This window comes from Streptomyces erythrochromogenes (assembly GCF_040684695.1).
Lineage (GTDB): Bacteria > Actinomycetota > Actinomycetes > Streptomycetales > Streptomycetaceae > Streptomyces > Streptomyces erythrochromogenes_C.
The window spans coordinates 26314-42879 of the sequence record NZ_JBFBGM010000006.1; the positions used below are offsets into that span (position 1 = coordinate 26314).

General features: G+C 70.0%; 13 protein-coding genes and 1 pseudogene. 10 read left to right on the forward strand and 4 right to left on the reverse strand.

What is annotated here, in order from left to right; translation table 11 throughout:
- Nucleotides 1-114 precede the first annotated feature (114 nt).
- Nucleotides 115-1056: an acyltransferase gene (locus AB0O53_RS38350; RefSeq protein WP_435886647.1), complete on the reverse strand. Its 942-nt coding sequence runs from the start codon at nucleotides 1054-1056 to the stop codon at nucleotides 115-117.
- 424 nt (nucleotides 1057-1480) lie between these two features.
- Here AB0O53_RS38350 and rfbB point away from each other — a divergent pair, with 424 nt between their 5' ends.
- The 7 genes from rfbB (at nucleotide 1481) to AB0O53_RS12085 (ending at nucleotide 10256) form a co-directional block, all read left to right on the forward strand.
- Nucleotides 1481-2533, forward strand: a complete 1053-nt coding sequence (gene rfbB / locus AB0O53_RS12055) for a dTDP-glucose 4,6-dehydratase (protein ID WP_350992662.1) — start codon at nucleotides 1481-1483, stop codon at nucleotides 2531-2533.
- Nucleotides 2534-2620: 87 nt separating this feature from the next.
- On the forward strand, nucleotides 2621-3490 hold the full coding sequence (gene rfbA, locus AB0O53_RS12060) for a glucose-1-phosphate thymidylyltransferase RfbA (protein WP_365194898.1): 870 nt from the start codon (nucleotides 2621-2623) through the stop codon (nucleotides 3488-3490).
- Between the two features lie 151 nt (nucleotides 3491-3641).
- Nucleotides 3642-4952 carry a glycosyltransferase family 28 protein gene (locus tag AB0O53_RS12065; protein WP_365194901.1) on the forward strand — a complete coding sequence of 437 codons (1311 nt, stop codon included), beginning with the start codon at nucleotides 3642-3644 and terminating at the stop codon, nucleotides 4950-4952.
- A gap of 110 nt (nucleotides 4953-5062) precedes the next feature.
- On the forward strand, nucleotides 5063-6763 hold the full coding sequence (locus AB0O53_RS12070) for a 3-deoxy-7-phosphoheptulonate synthase (protein WP_365194903.1): 1701 nt from the start codon (nucleotides 5063-5065) through the stop codon (nucleotides 6761-6763).
- 158 nt (nucleotides 6764-6921) lie between these two features.
- The gene (locus tag AB0O53_RS12075; RefSeq protein ID WP_365194906.1) at nucleotides 6922-8244 is read left to right on the forward strand and encodes an MFS transporter; all 1323 of its coding nucleotides are present in this window, start codon (nucleotides 6922-6924) and stop codon (nucleotides 8242-8244) included.
- Nucleotides 8245-8355: 111 nt separating this feature from the next.
- Nucleotides 8356-9009, forward strand: coding sequence for a DUF6357 family protein (locus AB0O53_RS12080; RefSeq protein WP_350992422.1), 654 nt, complete (start codon nucleotides 8356-8358; stop codon nucleotides 9007-9009).
- Complete coding sequence (locus tag AB0O53_RS12085) at nucleotides 9006-10256, forward strand: DUF6357 family protein (RefSeq protein ID WP_365195224.1); 1251 nt, start codon at nucleotides 9006-9008, stop codon at nucleotides 10254-10256. The genes AB0O53_RS12080 and AB0O53_RS12085 overlap by 4 nt, the downstream gene beginning before the upstream one ends.
- Nucleotides 10257-10274: 18 nt before the next feature.
- Here AB0O53_RS12085 and AB0O53_RS12090 read toward each other — a convergent pair whose 3' ends face one another.
- The 3 genes and pseudogenes from AB0O53_RS12090 to AB0O53_RS12100 form a co-directional block, all read right to left on the reverse strand.
- A complete protein-coding gene (locus AB0O53_RS12090; protein WP_365194909.1) occupies nucleotides 10275-10976 on the reverse strand; it encodes a hypothetical protein in 702 nt (233 codons plus the stop codon).
- Nucleotides 10973-11569 (reverse strand): hypothetical protein, encoded by a 597-nt coding sequence (locus tag AB0O53_RS12095; protein ID WP_365194912.1) that lies wholly within the window; start codon nucleotides 11567-11569, stop codon nucleotides 10973-10975. The genes AB0O53_RS12090 and AB0O53_RS12095 overlap by 4 nt, the downstream gene beginning before the upstream one ends.
- Nucleotides 11570-11698: 129 nt before the next feature.
- Nucleotides 11699-11884, reverse strand: a pseudogene (locus AB0O53_RS12100) (CorA family divalent cation transporter); the annotation flags it as partial.
- Between the two features lie 319 nt (nucleotides 11885-12203).
- On the opposite strand from AB0O53_RS12100, the gene AB0O53_RS12105 reads away from it, so the two are divergent.
- The 3 genes from AB0O53_RS12105 (at nucleotide 12204) to AB0O53_RS12115 (ending at nucleotide 16108) form a co-directional block, all read left to right on the forward strand.
- A complete protein-coding gene (locus AB0O53_RS12105; RefSeq protein ID WP_365194915.1) occupies nucleotides 12204-12812 on the forward strand; it encodes a hypothetical protein in 609 nt (202 codons plus the stop codon).
- The gene (locus AB0O53_RS12110) at nucleotides 12806-14233 is read left to right on the forward strand and encodes a hypothetical protein (protein WP_365194918.1); all 1428 of its coding nucleotides are present in this window, start codon (nucleotides 12806-12808) and stop codon (nucleotides 14231-14233) included. The genes AB0O53_RS12105 and AB0O53_RS12110 overlap by 7 nt, the downstream gene beginning before the upstream one ends.
- 348 nt (nucleotides 14234-14581) lie before the next feature.
- Nucleotides 14582-16108, forward strand: a complete 1527-nt coding sequence (locus AB0O53_RS12115; RefSeq protein ID WP_365194920.1) for a serine/threonine-protein kinase — start codon at nucleotides 14582-14584, stop codon at nucleotides 16106-16108.
- Nucleotides 16109-16566 lie beyond the last annotated feature (458 nt).

The following is a 16566-nucleotide window of genomic DNA, read 5'->3' on the forward strand; positions in this document are numbered from 1 at the left end:
GTCGGGCGCCCGCCCCGAATTTCGTTATTCGAAGAAGTTCGAAGTATAGGGAGCGTAGCAGACGACACGCTCGGACGGCAGTGGAGTGAGGGGGAGTTGGGGCGGACGGCGGTGTCAGGCGCGCGGTGGCGCGTGGGGGGTCCGGCTCGCGGACGGGATCACCCCGGTGGTGAAGCCGCCGGCGGGCACGTCGCGGACGACGACGGAGTCGGGGGCGACGACCGCGCCGTCGCCGAGCCGGCAGGGGCCGACGATCGTCGCCCCCGCGCCGATCGTGACTCCCGCGCCGATCCGGACCGGGCCGTCCTGCCAGGGCAGGGAGCGGCGCCCCGGGTCGTGGCCGCTGGAGACGACCAGGACGCCGTCACCCAGGTCCGACTCCGGTCCGATGTCGATGCCGCCGGATCCCTCCAGGATCGCCCCGGCGCCGATCCGGGTGCGCGTACCGACGCGTACGCCCCCGCGTGCTGACGGTCCGTCGGGGCGGCCCATGGCGACCACCCCCGGACCCAGGCTGACGCCGGGGCCGCCGGAGAGGGCGGCGTCGAGGAAGCCGCCCCCGGCCGAGATCCAATGGGCGGGCAGCGGCGCCCGGCCGGCGTCGGTGCGGGCGCGGACCCGGTCGATGGTGGCGGTGAAGTCGGGCGCCTCGTCCTCCGTCACCACGCGCCGGCGCAGTGCGCGTGCCGGCCGCCCCACGACGATCGTGTCGGGGGGAACGTCCGAGACGGCGTGCGCCCCCGCCGCGACGACGGCGCCGGGGCCGATCCGGACCCCGGGGTCCACCACGGCCCGCGCGCCGATCCAGGCGCCGGCGCCGATCGTGACGGGGGCGCCGCCCGGGCGCCCTATCCGGGCCAGCGAGGCGATCTGGCAGCCGCTCGCCGCGCTGACCCGGTCCAGCCGGGAGCGGAAGCCGACGAAGACCCCGCTGGCGAGGGCGGATCCGCTCAGTGAGGCCCCGAACCGGATCCAGCTGCCGGGCCCGACCGTCGTGCCGGGCGCCACGTCGGTGTCGCCCTCAATGAGCGCCGACGGCGCGAGGGAATGTTCCATGTAGCCGGAAACTAGTGTTCGGAGGGCGGGTTCGCAACTCACCTTCCGGGTTTCCGCGCCCGCTTTCCGGTGCGGCTGTCCGGCGTGAAAACTTTTCCAATGGGCATTCCTTGGGGGAATGCTGAATTCCGCTTGCACTTCTCAAGTGCGAACTTGACGAAGCTATTGCCCTTTGCGTGACCGCCGCCACGCCCCGCTGACCTTGGCGTTGGCTAGTATAGTGTTGCGCAGGCATGTTCGACGTTCTACGATCTTTGGACATCGCCTCCGAGTCGCGGTTGTGTCCGGGCTCGGGTGCACGGGGGCAACGGGGGGATCGCCATGTGGGCGATATCGACCCGTCCCTTCTTCCTGCCTCATTTATCCGGATGGCGCCATGCGCCTCGGAATAACGAGTGACACCGTCGAAGGGCGGATATATTTCATGCACGTATTGGTGACCGGTGGTGCTGGATTCATCGGCGGAAATTATGTGAGAAGACTTCTCGACGGCCGGTCGGGCCTCGCGGTGGACCGCGTGACCGTGCTCGACAAGCTGACGTACGCGGGCAACCTCGCCAACCTCGCCCCGGTGGCGGACCATCCCGGTCTGCGCTTCGTCCGGGGCGACATCGCCGATGCGGACCTCGTCCCGAAGCTGTTCGCCGACGTGGACGCGGTCGTCAACTTCGCCGCCGAGACCCACGTCGACCGTTCCATCCGCGACCCGGCCGAGTTCATCCGCACCAATGTCCTCGGCACCCAGAACCTGCTGGACGCCGCACTGGCCGCCGGCCTGCCGAGGTTCGTCCACATCTCCACGGACGAGGTGTACGGCTCCATCGACGAGGGCGCCTGGACCGAGGAATGGCCACTGGCCCCCAACTCGCCCTACGCGGCCGCCAAGGCGGGAGCCGACCTCCTCGCCCTGGCCTGCGCGCGGACCCACGGACTGAACCTCTCCATCACGCGCTGCAGCAACAACTACGGCCCGTACCAGTTTCCCGAGAAGGTCATCCCGCTCTTCGTCACGACGCTGCTGCGCGGCGGATCGGTGCCGCTCTACGGCGACGGCCTCAACATCCGCGACTGGCTGCACGTCGACGACCACTGCCGGGGCATCGACCTCGTCCTTTCCGAGGGCGAGGCCGGGGAGGTCTACAACATCGGCGGGGGACGGGAACTGACGAACCGTCGCCTGACGGAACTGATCCTGGAAGCCTGCGGTGCCGACTGGTCCGCCGTACGCCCGGTCGCGGACCGCAAGGGCCACGACCGCCGTTACGCCCTGGACGACTCCAAGCTGCGGGCACTCGGCTACCGCCCCGAGGTCGCCTTCGAGGACGGTCTCGCCGAGACCATCGCCTGGTACCGGGAGCGCGCCGACTGGTGGCGCCCCCTCCTCCCGGCCGCCCGCGGCATGGCGCACATCGATCCCACCGGAACGCCCGCGGACGCGCCCGGCCGCGGCACGGGCGTGAGCGCCGACATCGGCTGACGGCCGGCCGTACCACCCACCGCCACCCGCACAGGGCCCGGATCCGGCCGACCGGCTCCCCGTGCCAACCGTCCCGAAGGGGGAACCATGCGCGGCATCATCCTCGCCGGCGGCTCCGGCACCCGCCTGCGCCCGCTCACCAGCGTGCACTCCAAGCAACTGCTGCCGGTCTACGACAAGCCGATGATCTACTACCCGCTGTCCGTGCTCATGCAGGCCGGCATCACCGAGATCCTGCTCATCTCGACCCCCGAACACCTCGACAGCTACCGGGCGCTCCTCGGCGACGGCGAACGCCTCGGCGTCTCGCTCTCCTACACCGAGCAGCAGAAGCCGGGCGGCATCGCCGAAGCCCTGCTCCTCGGTGCGGAGTTCGCCGACGGCCAGGACATCTGCCTCATCCTCGGGGACAACATCTTCTACGGCCACCGGCTGCCCGACATGCTGCGCGCCGAGGCTGCCCGCCTCGACGGCTGCACCCTCTTCGGGTACCCGGTCAGCGACCCGGAACGGTACGGCGTGGCCACCGTCGACGAGACGGGCACCATCCTCAACCTGGAGGAGAAGCCCGCCGCCCCCCGCTCCAACCTCGCCGTCACCGGCCTGTACATGTACGACGGCGACGCGGTGCGCCGGGCCGCCGCACTGGCCCCCTCCGGCCGCGGGGAGCTGGAGATCACCGACCTCAACCTCACCTACGTCCGCGAGGACCGGGCCCGCCTGGTCAACCTGGGGCGCGGCTCGGCCTGGTTCGACACCGGCACCCACGACAGCCTCCTCGAAGCCGCCTTGTTCGTGCAGGTGCTGGAGAAGCGCCAGGGCATCCGGATCTCCTGCCTGGAGGAGGTCGCCTACCGGATGGGCTACATCGACCGCGAGCAGCTGACCCTGCTGGGCAAGGAGCTCTCCGCGTCATCCGGATACGGCCGGTACGTGATGGAGCTGGCGCGCGCCTGAGCCGCCCGGCGGATCCCGCCCTCCGCCTTCACTTCCCTCCCTTTCCCTCTCCTTCCCTTCTCTTCTCTGCTCTTCCTCTTCTCCTCCGCCGTGTCCGTGTTCCACAGCCGGCCCGAACCGGCCCCCGTACCCACCTCGAAAGGTGCCACAGATGAAGGTCCTCCACCTGCCGGCCGAGACCGGCACCGGCCACAACATGCGGGCCCTCGCGGTGGCCGCGAAGGTGCGCAGGCTGTTCCCCGGAGCGGAGCAGCACGTGTACCTCGGTTCCAAGAGCGCACTGTTCACCCCGATGTTCGAGGCCCTGGGCGTGCACGTGCACACCGCCTCCGACCAGCGGGACCACGCCAACACCTCGCAGCTCGCACGGCACTTCGACTGGGCCTCGTACGTCACCGGCTACCTCAACCACACCTTCATCAGCGGCGACCGGATGCTCGCCGCGATCGCGCTGATCGGCTCCGTACGCCCCGATGTGGTCGTCAGCGACTACAACGTCGCCGCATGCCTGGCCGCCGAGATCTCCGGGGTGCCGTACGTCCTGATCACCGAGCGCTACGACTTCACCCTGGGCCAGATCGACAACGCCGCCCTCCTGGAGGCAGGTTTCGTCCTCGACGACCCCGAAGAGGTCGACGCCATCCGGACCTCGCTCACCACCCTGTTCGCATGGGTGACCCGCCGGGCCCGCGCCGTCCTCACCGACAAGCCGAGCGTCCCCGAACTCGACCGGGGAACGCCCGTGTTCGAGGCCCTCGCGGCCGGCAACGGGCACGTCGTCGGCCCGATCGTCCGCGACGAATGCGCGGCGGACCCGGCACCCCGCGCCGAGATCGACGACCGCTTCGGCCTGCACGGCGCCGAGTACGCCATCGTCGGTTTCGGCGGCACCACCATGTTCACCGAGAACAAGGAACGGCTGCTCCGCGAGTACCTGACCGCCTTCGAGAAGCTGCGCGCCGACCGCCCCGATGCCCGGCTCGTCGTGATCGGCCGCCAGACCTTCAGCGAGGAGATCGACGGAGTCCTCCTCGTCGACTACGTCGCCGACTGGCACTCCCTGGTCAAGCACGCCAAGGTCATCCTCTCGCCCCCCGGCTGGCTCTCGGTCACCGAGCTCGCCGTCATGGACGCCCCCGTCGCCTACGTGCTCAGCGGACGGGACGAGTACCACGAGAGGGAGGCCATGACCCGGCTCGGCCACCTCGGATACACCACGGCCACCGAGCCCGACGCCGAGACCCTGCTCGCCGTCCTGCGCACGGCCTTCGAGGAACCGGACGCCTTCCGCGCCCGGGCCTCGGAGGCGTCCAGGGCCATCGCGCCGACCGGTAACGGGGCGGAGGCGGCCGCGAAGTTCATCGGCCAGGTGGTGGCCGAGGCGTCCGCCTACCGCAAGCCCGTCCACCTGGAGCCGGTCCACCTGGAGCCCGTCCACCCGGAGCCGGTCGAAGCGGTCTGACCACCCCTGCGGCCTCGTCCCGTCCGCCCCGCCCCGCCCCGCCTCGCCCGTACGTGTCACCACGCCCACGCCCACACCACGAGACCATCACCGACCCAAGGGTGTTTCGATTGTCCACGTACCCCGCATTCGCCGAGCCTCCCTCGCTGCCGTCGGCGACCCGCATGATGCTGTGCAACGAGGGCTCCACCACCGTGCTGCTGCAATCCCTCATGGACTCCTCGCTCTTCGCCGAGGTGCTGCCGGGCCCCGACCCGGCCGCCCTGCAGGACTCCGCCCACGTCACCGACGTCTTCGGCACCGGCCCCCACCCGGACCTGCGGATCCGCCGCTCCCGCCTGCGCGACCGCACGGGCGCCGTGGTCAGCGAGAACCTGATCACCTTCCGCCGGGGCGACGCCGCCCACGTCATACCCCGGGGCGCCACCCCCTTCGGCCTGCACACGCGCAGGCTGGGCCTGTACGAACGCCGCCGGATCCTCGCCACCGGCCTCACCGTCGAAGCCTTCGGCCTGCTTCCCGCCGACGCGCCCGGCCGCGCCTACGAGATCGCCTTCTCCAACGACGTCGTGGTCCTCGTGCACGAGGTCTTCAACCCCCGGTTCGTCACGACCACGGCCATGACCACGAGCACGAGCACGACCGAAGCCGGGGCGCGGTCCCGCGCCGGTCTCCCCGACCACCAGCCGCGCTGGCCCGACCCCCGGGAGACGGCCCACGTCCGACGGGTCCTCGCCCACGCGGACCCGCTCGTCCCCAGGCAGGAGGTCGCCGCCCTGCGGTCCGAACTCGCGGGCCACTCCTTCCTCCTCCAGGGAGGCGACTGCGCCGAGACCTTCGCCGACAACACCCCCCGCTCCGTCCGCAACCGTGTGGACCTGCTGCGTGCCATGTCCGCGCGGATCGCGCAGGCTTCGGGGGCCCGGGTCGTCACGGTCGGCCGGATCGCCGGCCAGTACGCCAAGCCGCGCTCGTCGGCCGTCGAACGGCGCGGCGGAAGCTCACTCCCCTCCTACTTCGGCGACGCGGTCAACAGCCCCGCCTTCACCGAGGCCGACCGCACCCCCGCCCCCGGGAACCTGCTGCGGGCCTACCGCGAGTCGGCCAAGACCCTCTCCTTCCTGTCCGGATCGGAGATCTACTCCTCCCACGAAGCCCTCCTCCTCGACTACGAGCTTCCCCAGGTCCGCGTCTCACCCGTCGACGGGGCCCGCTGGGCCCACTCCGGCCACCTGCTGTGGATCGGTGAGCGCACCCGGTCCCTCAGCGGCCCGCACATCGCGTTCGCGTCCGGCGTCGCCAACCCGATCGGCGTCAAGATCGGCCCGGGCTGCACCCCCGACGAACTCCTCGCCCTGCACGCGGCCCTCAACCCGGACAACGTCACCGGCCGCCTCACCTTCATCCTCCGGATGGGCCGGGCACTGGCCCACGAACGGACCCGGGACCTGCTCACCGCCGCGTCCACGGTGGGCCTGGCCGACCGCTTCGTCTGCGACCCCATGCACGGGAACGGGGTCACCAGTCCGGGAGGGATCAAGACGCGCACCATGCGAGCGATCGAGGAGGAGCTGCGCGGCTTCTTCGCGGCCTGCCGCGAGACCGGCACTCCGCCCGGTGGCGTCCATCTGGAGCTCTCCGGGGACGACGTCACCGAGTGCGTGGACGTGGACATCGACGACGCCTGGCTGGGACAGCGCTACCGCACCTCGTGCGACCCCCGCCTGAACCCTTCGCAGTCCCTCCATCTGGCCGACCTGATCGCGACGCTCCTGGTCACCACGGCTCCGGCCCTCAGCCTGACCGCCTGACTGCGTGACGACCTGACCGAAGGGCGGGGGCGGGGACGGGGGAGCAGGCACGTCCGGCGCCCCCGCCCCGCCCCTGCCCCGCTCTGCCCGGACCCTGCGGCCCCGGCCGACCCGGGCCCTGCCCTCCGCCCCGCCCCGACTCAGAAAGGCGCCAGCCCGTGCGCGAAATCATCCATGCCGGAGCACCGGGGACGGCGGCCCTCCGCCAGCCGACCCCCCGTCGCCCCCTCCTCGTACTGGCCCTGTGCTGGCTGGTCGTCCTGTTCGACGGCATGGACGTCAACATCTACGGGGCCGTCATGCCACGGATGCTCGCCGACCCCGCGATCGGGCTCACCTCCGCCACCGCCGGGACCATCGGCAGCTGGACCACCTTCGGCATGCTCGTCGGGGCCCTGGCCGCAGGCAACCTCACCGACTGGACCGGACGCAGGCCGGTCCTCGTCGGCGGCACCCTGCTGTTCTCGGCCGGCTCGGCCCTGTGCGCCGCCGCCCCGGGGGCAGAGGTCTTCGGACTGGGGCGGTTCGTCACCGGCCTCGGCCTCGGCGGCGTCATGCCCGTCTGCCTGAGCATGGTGATGGAGTTCGCGCCGGGCGCCCGCGCCGCCCTGACCGCCGGCGCGCTCATGACCTCGTACCACGTCGGCGGCATGCTCGCGACCGTCCTGGGCCTCACCCTGGCGGACGACAGCGGCTGGCGCCCGGTCTTCTGGGCCGGAGCCGTGCCGGCCCTGGTGGCCGCGCCGCTACTGCTGTGGCTGCTGCCCGAGTCCCCGGCCGTGCTGCTCGCCAGGGGGCGCACGGCCGAGGCCCGGAAGCTGGCCCACCGCTACGGCCTGCTGCCCCCGCACGCCGCGACGACGGCGCCGCCGCCGGCCGGGGCCCGGGCCCGCCTGCACGCGGCCCGCGCCCTCTTCCACGGCCCCGGCCGCAGGACCACCCCGCTGCTGTGGGCCGCCTCCTTCTGCGGACTGCTGCTGGTCTACGGCGTCAGCACCTGGCTGCCGCAGCTCATGCGGGCCTCCGGGTACGGACCCACGTCCTCCGTCGCCTTCCTCCTGGCCATCAACGCGGGCGGCATCGCCGGCATGCTGATCGCGGGCGCCGTCGCCACCCGGTTCGGAGCCGCCCGCGTCTCGGCCGACTGGTTCCTGCTGACGGCGGCCGGTGCGCTGCTGCTCGCCCTGCCGCTGCCGCTCCCCCTCACCTACGTGATCGTCACCGTCACCGGCATCTGGCTGTTCAGCGCCCAGGTCATGGTGTACGCCACGGTCCCCACCCGCTACCCGGCCCCGCAGGTCTCCGCCGGGCTGGGCTGGACCACCGGCGTGGGCCGGCTCGGCGCGGTCGTGGGCCCCGCGCTGGGCGGAGCCGTCGTTGCCCACGGCGCACAGCAGTGGGCCTTCGTCACCTTCGCCGCCGCCGGGCTGACCGGAGCCCTGGCCATCCACCTCGCGGGGAGGACCGCGTGCACGGCCTGAGACGCGGGGCGCCGAACGCCCCGGTTCCGAGTCCGGGGGAGGAGCGCCGGGCCCGCTCCACTGCGATGCGACTACGCTGGCGGTGCTGTCGCACGCGAACGAAGGACACCCATGGCGCGCCCCTACCGCCCCGGACCACAACAGTTCGTCTTCGCCGTCGGTGACGGCAACGACCACCAGGTCACCGTGAGCGACCCTCAGGAGGCCTACGTGGCCTTCTCGGCGTTCTTCCGGGACCGGGACTCCGACACCTACACCATCAGTGATGAACCGGCGGGCCAGAGTCTGGTGCTCATGCCGGGGCAGGGCGTGATCTCCCGGATCACCGGCGCGGACCGACCCCGGTCGGAGTACCTCCGGGTCGACAGGGCCAACCGCTACCTCCCGAGCGCGATGCTGTTCTTCGAGAACGGATACGCCGGCCTCGACCACTTCGGCCAGTGGTTCTCCGACCTCGCCGACCTCGACGCGTCACCGGAGACCCGCGGTGCCGCACGCGCCGCCACGTTCACGACGGAAGCGGCGGCGATCGAGGAAGTCGGCCGCATCTGGGGAGACTCGGGCATCGTGGACCCGAGCGACCAGTACTACGTCTTCTTCGACTCCCACGATGCCGACGACGACCGCGCCGAACGGGCCGAACTGCTGCAGCTGATCGCATTCCTCGGGATCGAACGGGTCGACGCCCCGGCCGGCGCCGCCCGCGGCGAGGTCTGGACGCGCACCGACGCACGCCTCGACGCCGAGTTCGCGCGGTGGTCGTGAAGGACATCGTCTTCACGCGCGGGAGCGGCTGGATCCCGAACGTCATCCATGAGGACGGCGGGCTCAAACTGATGCTCGGCGCCGGAGCGGACGCCAACCACGACCCGCGTACGTTCACGTTCCCCATCGGGGAAGCCCATCTCGCGGTGATCCGGACGGACCTGGGCCGGCACCTGCTGCTGTGGAGCGCGGTCCTTCCCCTCTGCGACGACGCCGGCACCGGGGGCCCGCTCGACGAGGACGCCGCCGTCGCGCTCCTGGACCCCGTGCTCCTCTCCCCGCCCGCGGACGTCGACTCGCTCTTCCGGCACATCCGCTGGGACAGGAGCCGGCTCGTCGCCCACGGCGCCGACATCGGCCTGCTGCAGCGCGGCCAGGTCTGCGCGGCGATGCGCTCGGCGACGCAGACCCCGAACGAGAAGCGCGCTCAGGAACATCGCGCGGACCGCCGGCGCGCCGAGCGCGGAACGGTACTCGGCCCCCTCGACGCCGCACTCCTGCGGTTCACGGGCCAGTACGCGCACGGCTCGACGGTCCCCAGGCGGCTGCCCGACGCCGTCGACGCCGCGCTGCTGCCCGAGGTGATGCGCGTGATCGCCACCGCGGAGCAGGCGTGCGCGGGGATGCGCATCGGCCTCGATCCGCGCCGGGGACGCCGCGCCACGGACAAGCAGGCCTGGGACACGATGGCGACGGCGGTCGACACGGCCGTGCGCCGCGCACATCCCCGACTCGCCGACGACGCGGTGCGCACGGTGAGCTTCCTGATGTGCTCCGAGGCCGCGGCACAAGCCAGGAACACCCCCGCCGCCGCCGACGAGGAGCCGGCCGGCCCCGGGGCTGCGGCAAAGACAGCCCTGTCGTTCACCGACGACAAGGGCGCCGAGAAGAAGTGGCGACGCGGCGGCCCGCGCAGCGCCGCCGCGGAGTTCTGGGAGTTCGTCGCCGACCGCTCGGCCGCGGACAACGAGGTGTTCACCATCGAGGACGAGGAGATGGGCGAGGGGATCCAACTGCACTTCTACGCGGACTCCCTCGCCCGGGTCACGACGGTCCGGCCGGGGAGGGGCGGGTCCGATCCGGAGTACCGGGTCGAGTACACCCTGGTCGACGGGCTCGCCGGATACCGCGACCTGGTGAGCACCTACGCCCGCGGCGGCTGCGCCGCCCTCGACCGGCACGGCCCCTGGATGTCGGACGTGGCCGACCTCGAACGCGCCCGCCGAAACCGCCGCTCCACCCGATAGCAACGTCGGCCACGGCTCTCACCAGTGAGTCAGGTCGTAGACGCCGGCAGGGGCACAGGGGTCTTCGGCGGGGGAGCGGTTGCCGTCGAGTTCGTCGGGGACGAGTGAGGGCAGTGCGGCCATGAGGGCCGTGTTGCCGGCACGGACCCGGCCGTCCGGGCCGAGGAGGGAGACGTCGAGCCCGATGCGGCCCGCGGTGTCGGGCGCGGTGACGTACAGGCGCGCGGTGGTCTCGTCCAGCAGGAGGAAGCCGTCCAGTCGCAGGTCGCTGCCGTCCTCCGGCTCGCCTCGGGGCTGAAGCATCGCGGCGGAGGCGTGAAGGGCGTCTCCGAGCTCGAACGTGACCTGGTCGAGGGCGTCGAGCACATGCGGACGGGCGTCCACGAGCGGGATGCCCGCGGGGTCGGTGCCGTCGGGTGCGGGGGGACGGACGAGGACCTGTCGGAGAGCTGCGACCAGGTGGCTCCAGGGGATGTTGTCGCCTCGTGGACGGACCAGAGGCACGTCGTACGCGACCGAGCGCTCCGGGCGACGGCCGTCCCAGAGCACGACACGGGTGACGCCTCGTCGTTCCGGTGGCAGCAGTACACCGCGGACGAGCATCACGTCGGTGGGCCCCGAGAGCGGCGATGACGTGAAACGGAGCAGGTGCCACATCAGGATGCGGTGCAGGTCCGCCAGTTCCTCGTCGTCCCACTCGGGTGACGGCTCGTCGGTCATGCCTGGTTGACCTTGTCGGGACAGCGGTTGCGGGGGACGCTGCGGCAGTAGGCCGTGATGACGCCGATCTTGGCGTTCCTGTCGCTGAGGGCGTATCGGTTGTCCGCCGTCCGCCAGTGGTGCTGGACGATGATGCGGATGTCGGCGATCTTGCGGGGCGGATCCAGCAACCCGCCTCTCGCCACGAGGGCGCCGTCGTAGACGAGCCGGTGCGGTTGGTCCTTGCTCGTCGTCGGGTTGCTGGTGCCACCGATGATCTTCTTGACGACGTCGGGGTTCGTGATGTTGTGCGGACCGGAAAAGTGCTTCCAGCCGAGTTCGCTGTTTCCGACCCGGGTCGGTACCACCTTGCCGCGTCGGTCTGTGCTGGTGAACTTCACCGTGGCCCAGCCCGGGGCCGCCGGGGCAGCTGCCGGGCTCTCGGTGCGGGGCGTCGCCGGAGGCGGCGAGGCGGCCCGCCCCCGACTGCCGAGCAGCTCCTCGTACTGCTCGTTCGACATCACGGCCAGCTCCTCCGGGCCCTCCATGGCCTGGGCGGGAGTGCCGCCGAGGAAGAGGGCCGTAGTGGCGGCGAGTGCGCTGAGACGGAGCAAGGGCAACCTCCGGACGAACGTGAGCCAAGGCGAACCGCTGACGCCTCACCGTAGCCGCTCGTCACGCAGAGTTCCCGGAGGAGAGCCCCAAGGTGCGGGAGCTGGATGAAGAGGGTCCGGCGCGAGTGGCTACAGCCAGTCGCGCTTCTTGAAGATGACGTACAGGCTGACGCAGACCACCGCCATCAGCAGGATTGCGAAGGGGTAGCCGGCTGCCCACTGCAGCTCCGGCATGGTCTCGAAGTTCATGCCGTAGATGGTTCCCACGAGTGTGGGTGCAAAGAGGATGGCGGCCCAGGCGGAGATCTTCTTGAAGTCGTCACCCTCGCGCCGCTGACCTGCGGAAATAGCCCGAACAGGCGGTCCGACCTACAACGATCAGCCTTTCCGCCTCTTTCACCGTGCTGCCAGTTTGTACGGCCGATCCTCCCCAGCCACTCCCCAACGGGGCTTCATTCTCCCCAGATTCTCCCCAGCCGAGGACACCGCAGCGAACAGATCGTGGTTGGTTAAGGCATGGTTCGGATACGCGGCCCCGCTACGTGCAGTGCGCGCAGGTGCCGACCGGTGGCCGACAGAGGGTGGCCGGTTTCAACCACTTGAAGCGGAAACGTAGCTGAGGCACCCTTTCCCGGTGCCGGGTGAAGAAGCGCACCTCATAGGTGCAGAGGCCGTCCAGCGGGCGAAGAGATGGCTCGAGGGCACCATGCGGGTGGCCCAGTCGTACACCAACACGGACGGTGCCTGGGCGAAGAAGCTCACCCTCCACTGGCCGCACGGTAATGAGAAGCAGTTCTCTTACGACCTCGGCGGGGTCATGCGTGGCGGGGACTGGGATGGCCAGATGTTCTGCGCCGAGGTCAAGTGGCGCCGGAACTCGAGTGATCAAGGTACGGAGTACAAGAGCTTTCTGGCCAAGTGCTACGTCGCGCTCAGCAAGGACTACATGCTCGGCGATCACTACATGTGGATCAGCTGGGCGCCGTTCCGTGCACGCGATTGGGACGTGCTCACAGCACCGGACACGATCCGGGAAGCCGTCCTGGCCGAAGCGGTTCGCGCTTTGGGCACGGAAGATCTCGACGAAGCCCGAGAACTGATCAAGGACGAGATCGTCAATGAGCTGTCGGCGCGGCTCTGGATCGTGGTCATGTCGGAGAAGCAGGAGAAGCTCGTTCCACTCGACGACTGGCGTGGAGTCGTCGCCCGCTTCTACAACAGCCAGGGGAAGACATCATGGTGACTCCCGTCGCGCCTGAGATCGATCGCGCGCTCGACCACCCCGACCCCCGTGAGGCGGTCGAACGGGTGAAGGACGTGGTGCAGCGTCGGCTGCTTGCGGTGTATCCCTCGGCCAAGATCGTCCGGACCACCTTCTTCAACCACACCTACGTTCCTGACCTGTTGATGACATGGAAGAGCGGCAGCCGGGCGGCTGAACGGCGGGTCTATCTGCGGGCTTCCTCCGATCCGGTTCTCCTCGCCAACGACGTGTTGTTGCTCGAACGAGAGCAGCATCCGCTCGTCGTGCCGCTGGGGCAGGTCGGAGAAGGTCCTGCGTGGACTCGACTGGACAACATCGCGGGGGAGCGGCAGACGCTCGTTCTGGATCCCTTCGGGCTTGGGGCCCTGCCTGCCCACTCGGCGACCCGCTCGCCGGTTGCACTCGCTTCCGACGCGATCGTCGAAGGCGGTCGCGGGATCATGGGACAGGACCAGGTGGAGCAGTTCCTCGCCTCGGTGGACCTGGGAGTGGGTGCGGCCCGCGAGGGCCGGGAGGCCCCGACTCGTGCCGCCCTGACCACGCTCGGCCGGCGCACGAGCCCGGGTGTGGCGCATCGGCTTTCCAGTTTCATGGCCGCAATGTGGCAAGGCAGCGGCCGGTCGATGACAGACTTCCCTGGCGAGGTGCCGCTGCGCTCGTCCCTCGACGCCACCTCTTTAAGCCTGCTGTTGTCCTCGGAGGAGATCGGCGACGAAGACTTCTGGCGGCGTATCCAGCCGCTTGTGGACATCAAGCCGCTGCTCGACAGCGGCATTACAAGCACCGAGAATCTGCAACACCTCATGCGCAGCGCCGTCGGCGCGTGGAAGGCCCATGTCTGCATGGTCGTCGAAGGGCGCAGCGCGGGCACCGGTACGGGTGGCAGTTGGCGCTGGATGGTGGACCGAGGGCGACTGGCTTTGCAGGGGCCCGATTTCATTGCGTACATCGCTGGCAGTCGCAAGGATCTGGAGTTCCCCGAGGAGCACGAGGTTCCGTTGTTGGCCGAGGTACGTGAGCGGGCGAACAGACACGGCATCACGCTCACGTCGATTCGCATGATGACGCCGAACCGGAGTATCGGATACGACTCGCCTGGCGAAGATGTCACCAACGACCCGCAACTGGACGGCATCAGCGCGGCACTGGGGCAGGAGGAGGGGGTCGTCGAGGCCCTGGCTATGACGCCTGGGGGGTACGCCTTGAGGTGTAACTTTTCCACACAGACAGCTGGCCCGCCCGGCGCTCGGGCGTTGCTCGTCTACGCCGATCTTTTGGGGACCGCGCTCCGCCTTCTGCGGCCATTCGGTGAGGAGAACGCGGCCGTGCTGCGCGACCTGCTGGGTGGAGGGCCTGTGCCGTCGGCACAGTGGTCGCAGCCGCCCCTGCCAGAGGCGTAAGCAGAGGACAGCGGGAGGGCCGAATTCCGTTGATCGGAGCCGTGTTCCCAATCACCTCCTGGCGCCGCCGATGGACTCGCCGTCTGTATTGCGAGCTACGCCGAGCTCTGGACCTGCGAGGCAGGACTGAGCCACAAAGGGCGTGGAGCACACCCCAACGGAGCGCTTCGCTCGGACGAGGCGCGCTTCTGCGGGTCGTGTATTTCAGCTTGTCGGCAGCCGAACCGGTCCCGGCACCAGCACTGCCAGACTGCCGGGCCAGCCGCGGGAGGTGGCGCGGCGGCGGGTTCGGATGTTTCCTGATCAATCGCGGACGGGTCGCATACCCTGATCTGTATGCATAGGGGGATGGAGTTAGCAGGCCGCTACCAGCTCGACAGCCGGTTGGGGCAGGGTGGCATGGGAGAGGTGTGGGCGGCGTCCGATCTGCGGCTGCGTCGTACCGTCGCCATCAAGATGGTGCTGGCCACGCATCTCCGTGATGACCGGCTCGCCGCCCAGGTCCTGGCACGCTTCCGCCGTGAAGGCGAGGCAGCCGCCCGGCTGAACCACCGCAACATCGCCGTCGTCCACGACCTCGGTGAGCACCGTGAGACGAGAGGCGATGGGCAGGAGGAAGTCTCTCCGTTCCTCGTCATGGAGTTTCTGGAAGGGCGTGATCTCGCGACGGTCCTACGTGAGGACCACCCCGGCGGGCTTCCCCTGGAGATGGTGCTGGAGTATGGCGCTCAAGTGTGCGACGGGCTGGCCGCCGCCCACGCGCGGAGCATCGTCCACCGCGACATCAAACCGTCCAACCTCATGCTGCTCGACGACGGCACCGTCAAGATCTGTGACTTCGGGATCGCCCAGATCCAGGACGGCACGCTCGGCTTGACCACGACCGGAGCGCTGCTCGGCAGCCCTCTCTACATGGCTCCTGAGCAACTCCGTGGACAGACACCGACGCACGCGGTCGACCTATATGCCCTGGGCGTCAGTCTGTACGAGCTCCTCACGGGGCGCGCCCTGTTCACAGCGGACTCTGCGTACGCCGTCATCGCCATGCACCTGTCTACTGTTCCCGAACCGCCCAGCACCCGCCAGCCCGCCATCCCGCCCAGCATCGACACCCTCGTCACCTCTCTTCTTGCCAAAGAGCCCGCCGGCCGTCCCTTCACTGCCGAAGACGTTGCCGCACTCCTGCGCTCCGCCCGCCTTGCCCCCGGGGCCATCTCCGATCCGGCAGCGGAGGTCTCTGAAACCGAGGAGGAGGAGCAGCACCACCTGCAGGCCGCCGAAGCCGGAGACACAGAGGCCATGTTCAGCCTCGCGCTGCTGCTGGGCGACACCGGGCGCATCGATGAGTCGGAACCCTGGCTCCGGGGCGCCGCTGAAGCCGGACATAGCGGGGCTATGTTCAGCCTCGCGCTGCTGTTGGAGGACACCGGGCGCACCGCTGAGGCGGAAGCCTGGTACCGGAAAGCCGCCGACACCAGAAACGCCGACGCCATGAACAACCTCGGACTGCTGCTGGAGGGCACGGGGCGCGGGGCCGAGGCCGAAACCTGGTACCGGAAGGCCGCAAGTGCGGGGAACATCAACGCCATGCAGAACCTCGGACTGCTGTTGCTGAACTCCGGGCGCAGCGGCCAGGCGGAAGCCTGGTACCGAAAAGCCGCAGACGCCGGCAATGCCGTCTGCATGAATAACCTCGGAGTCCTGCTGCACAACAGCGGGCGCAGCGGCCCGGCGGAACGCTGGTACCGGAGAGCCGCCGACACCGGCTACATCGACGCGATGTACAATCTCGTAGTTCTGCTGCAGGACACTGGGCGCGCCGCCCAGGCGGAGGCCTGGCACCGGAAGGCCTCCGACGCCTCTGACGGCGCATAGCCTGCGAGGGTTCCCAACCCTACCGCCGCGAAAGTGGGAGCACGGGACACCGGCAACGCCGAGGGGCATCGCCGCTCACCGGCGACGGGTCACCAACCCCGAAAGCAATGGCTAATGCCCGCACAGACCGCGCTCCGAGAATCGTCGTATCCGATCAGGGTCTTCTGGCCGATGCGCGGGCCAGGGAACCCCGCCGGTCCCGCTATGGGGCCGAGGCGAATTCAACCTCGGCGCTGCCACGGCCGGCCGCGATGTCCAGCAGGCGGACTGGTGGCCTACCCGGCGACACCACGCGTCAGTGAAGTCGTCGCCCTCACGCCGCTGACCTGCGGAAATCGGGTATGCAGGCGGTCTGGCCTGCAGCAATCGGCCTTTCCGGCTCTTTCTTCCTGCTGCCCGTTTATGCAGCCGATTCCCCCCCAGCGGCCCCCCAACGAGGCCTCATTCCTCCCCAGCTT

Excerpts from the sequence above, each read along its gene's own strand:
- AB0O53_RS12080 (WP_350992422.1), top strand. The coding sequence starts at position 8,356 with ATGGCGCGCCCCTACCGCCCCGGACCACAACAGTTCGTCTTCGCCGTC.
- AB0O53_RS38350 (WP_435886647.1), bottom strand. The coding sequence starts at position 1,056 with ATGGAACATTCCCTCGCGCCGTCGGCGCTCATTGAGGGCGACACCGAC.
- AB0O53_RS12090 (WP_365194909.1), bottom strand. The coding sequence starts at position 10,976 with ATGACCGACGAGCCGTCACCCGAGTGGGACGACGAGGAACTGGCGGAC.
- AB0O53_RS12115 (WP_365194920.1), top strand. The coding sequence starts at position 14,582 with ATGGAGTTAGCAGGCCGCTACCAGCTCGACAGCCGGTTGGGGCAGGGT.
- AB0O53_RS12110 (WP_365194918.1), top strand. The coding sequence starts at position 12,806 with ATGGTGACTCCCGTCGCGCCTGAGATCGATCGCGCGCTCGACCACCCC.
- rfbA (WP_365194898.1), top strand. The coding sequence starts at position 2,621 with ATGCGCGGCATCATCCTCGCCGGCGGCTCCGGCACCCGCCTGCGCCCG.
- AB0O53_RS12065 (WP_365194901.1), top strand. The coding sequence starts at position 3,642 with ATGAAGGTCCTCCACCTGCCGGCCGAGACCGGCACCGGCCACAACATG.
- rfbB (WP_350992662.1), top strand. The coding sequence starts at position 1,481 with ATGCACGTATTGGTGACCGGTGGTGCTGGATTCATCGGCGGAAATTAT.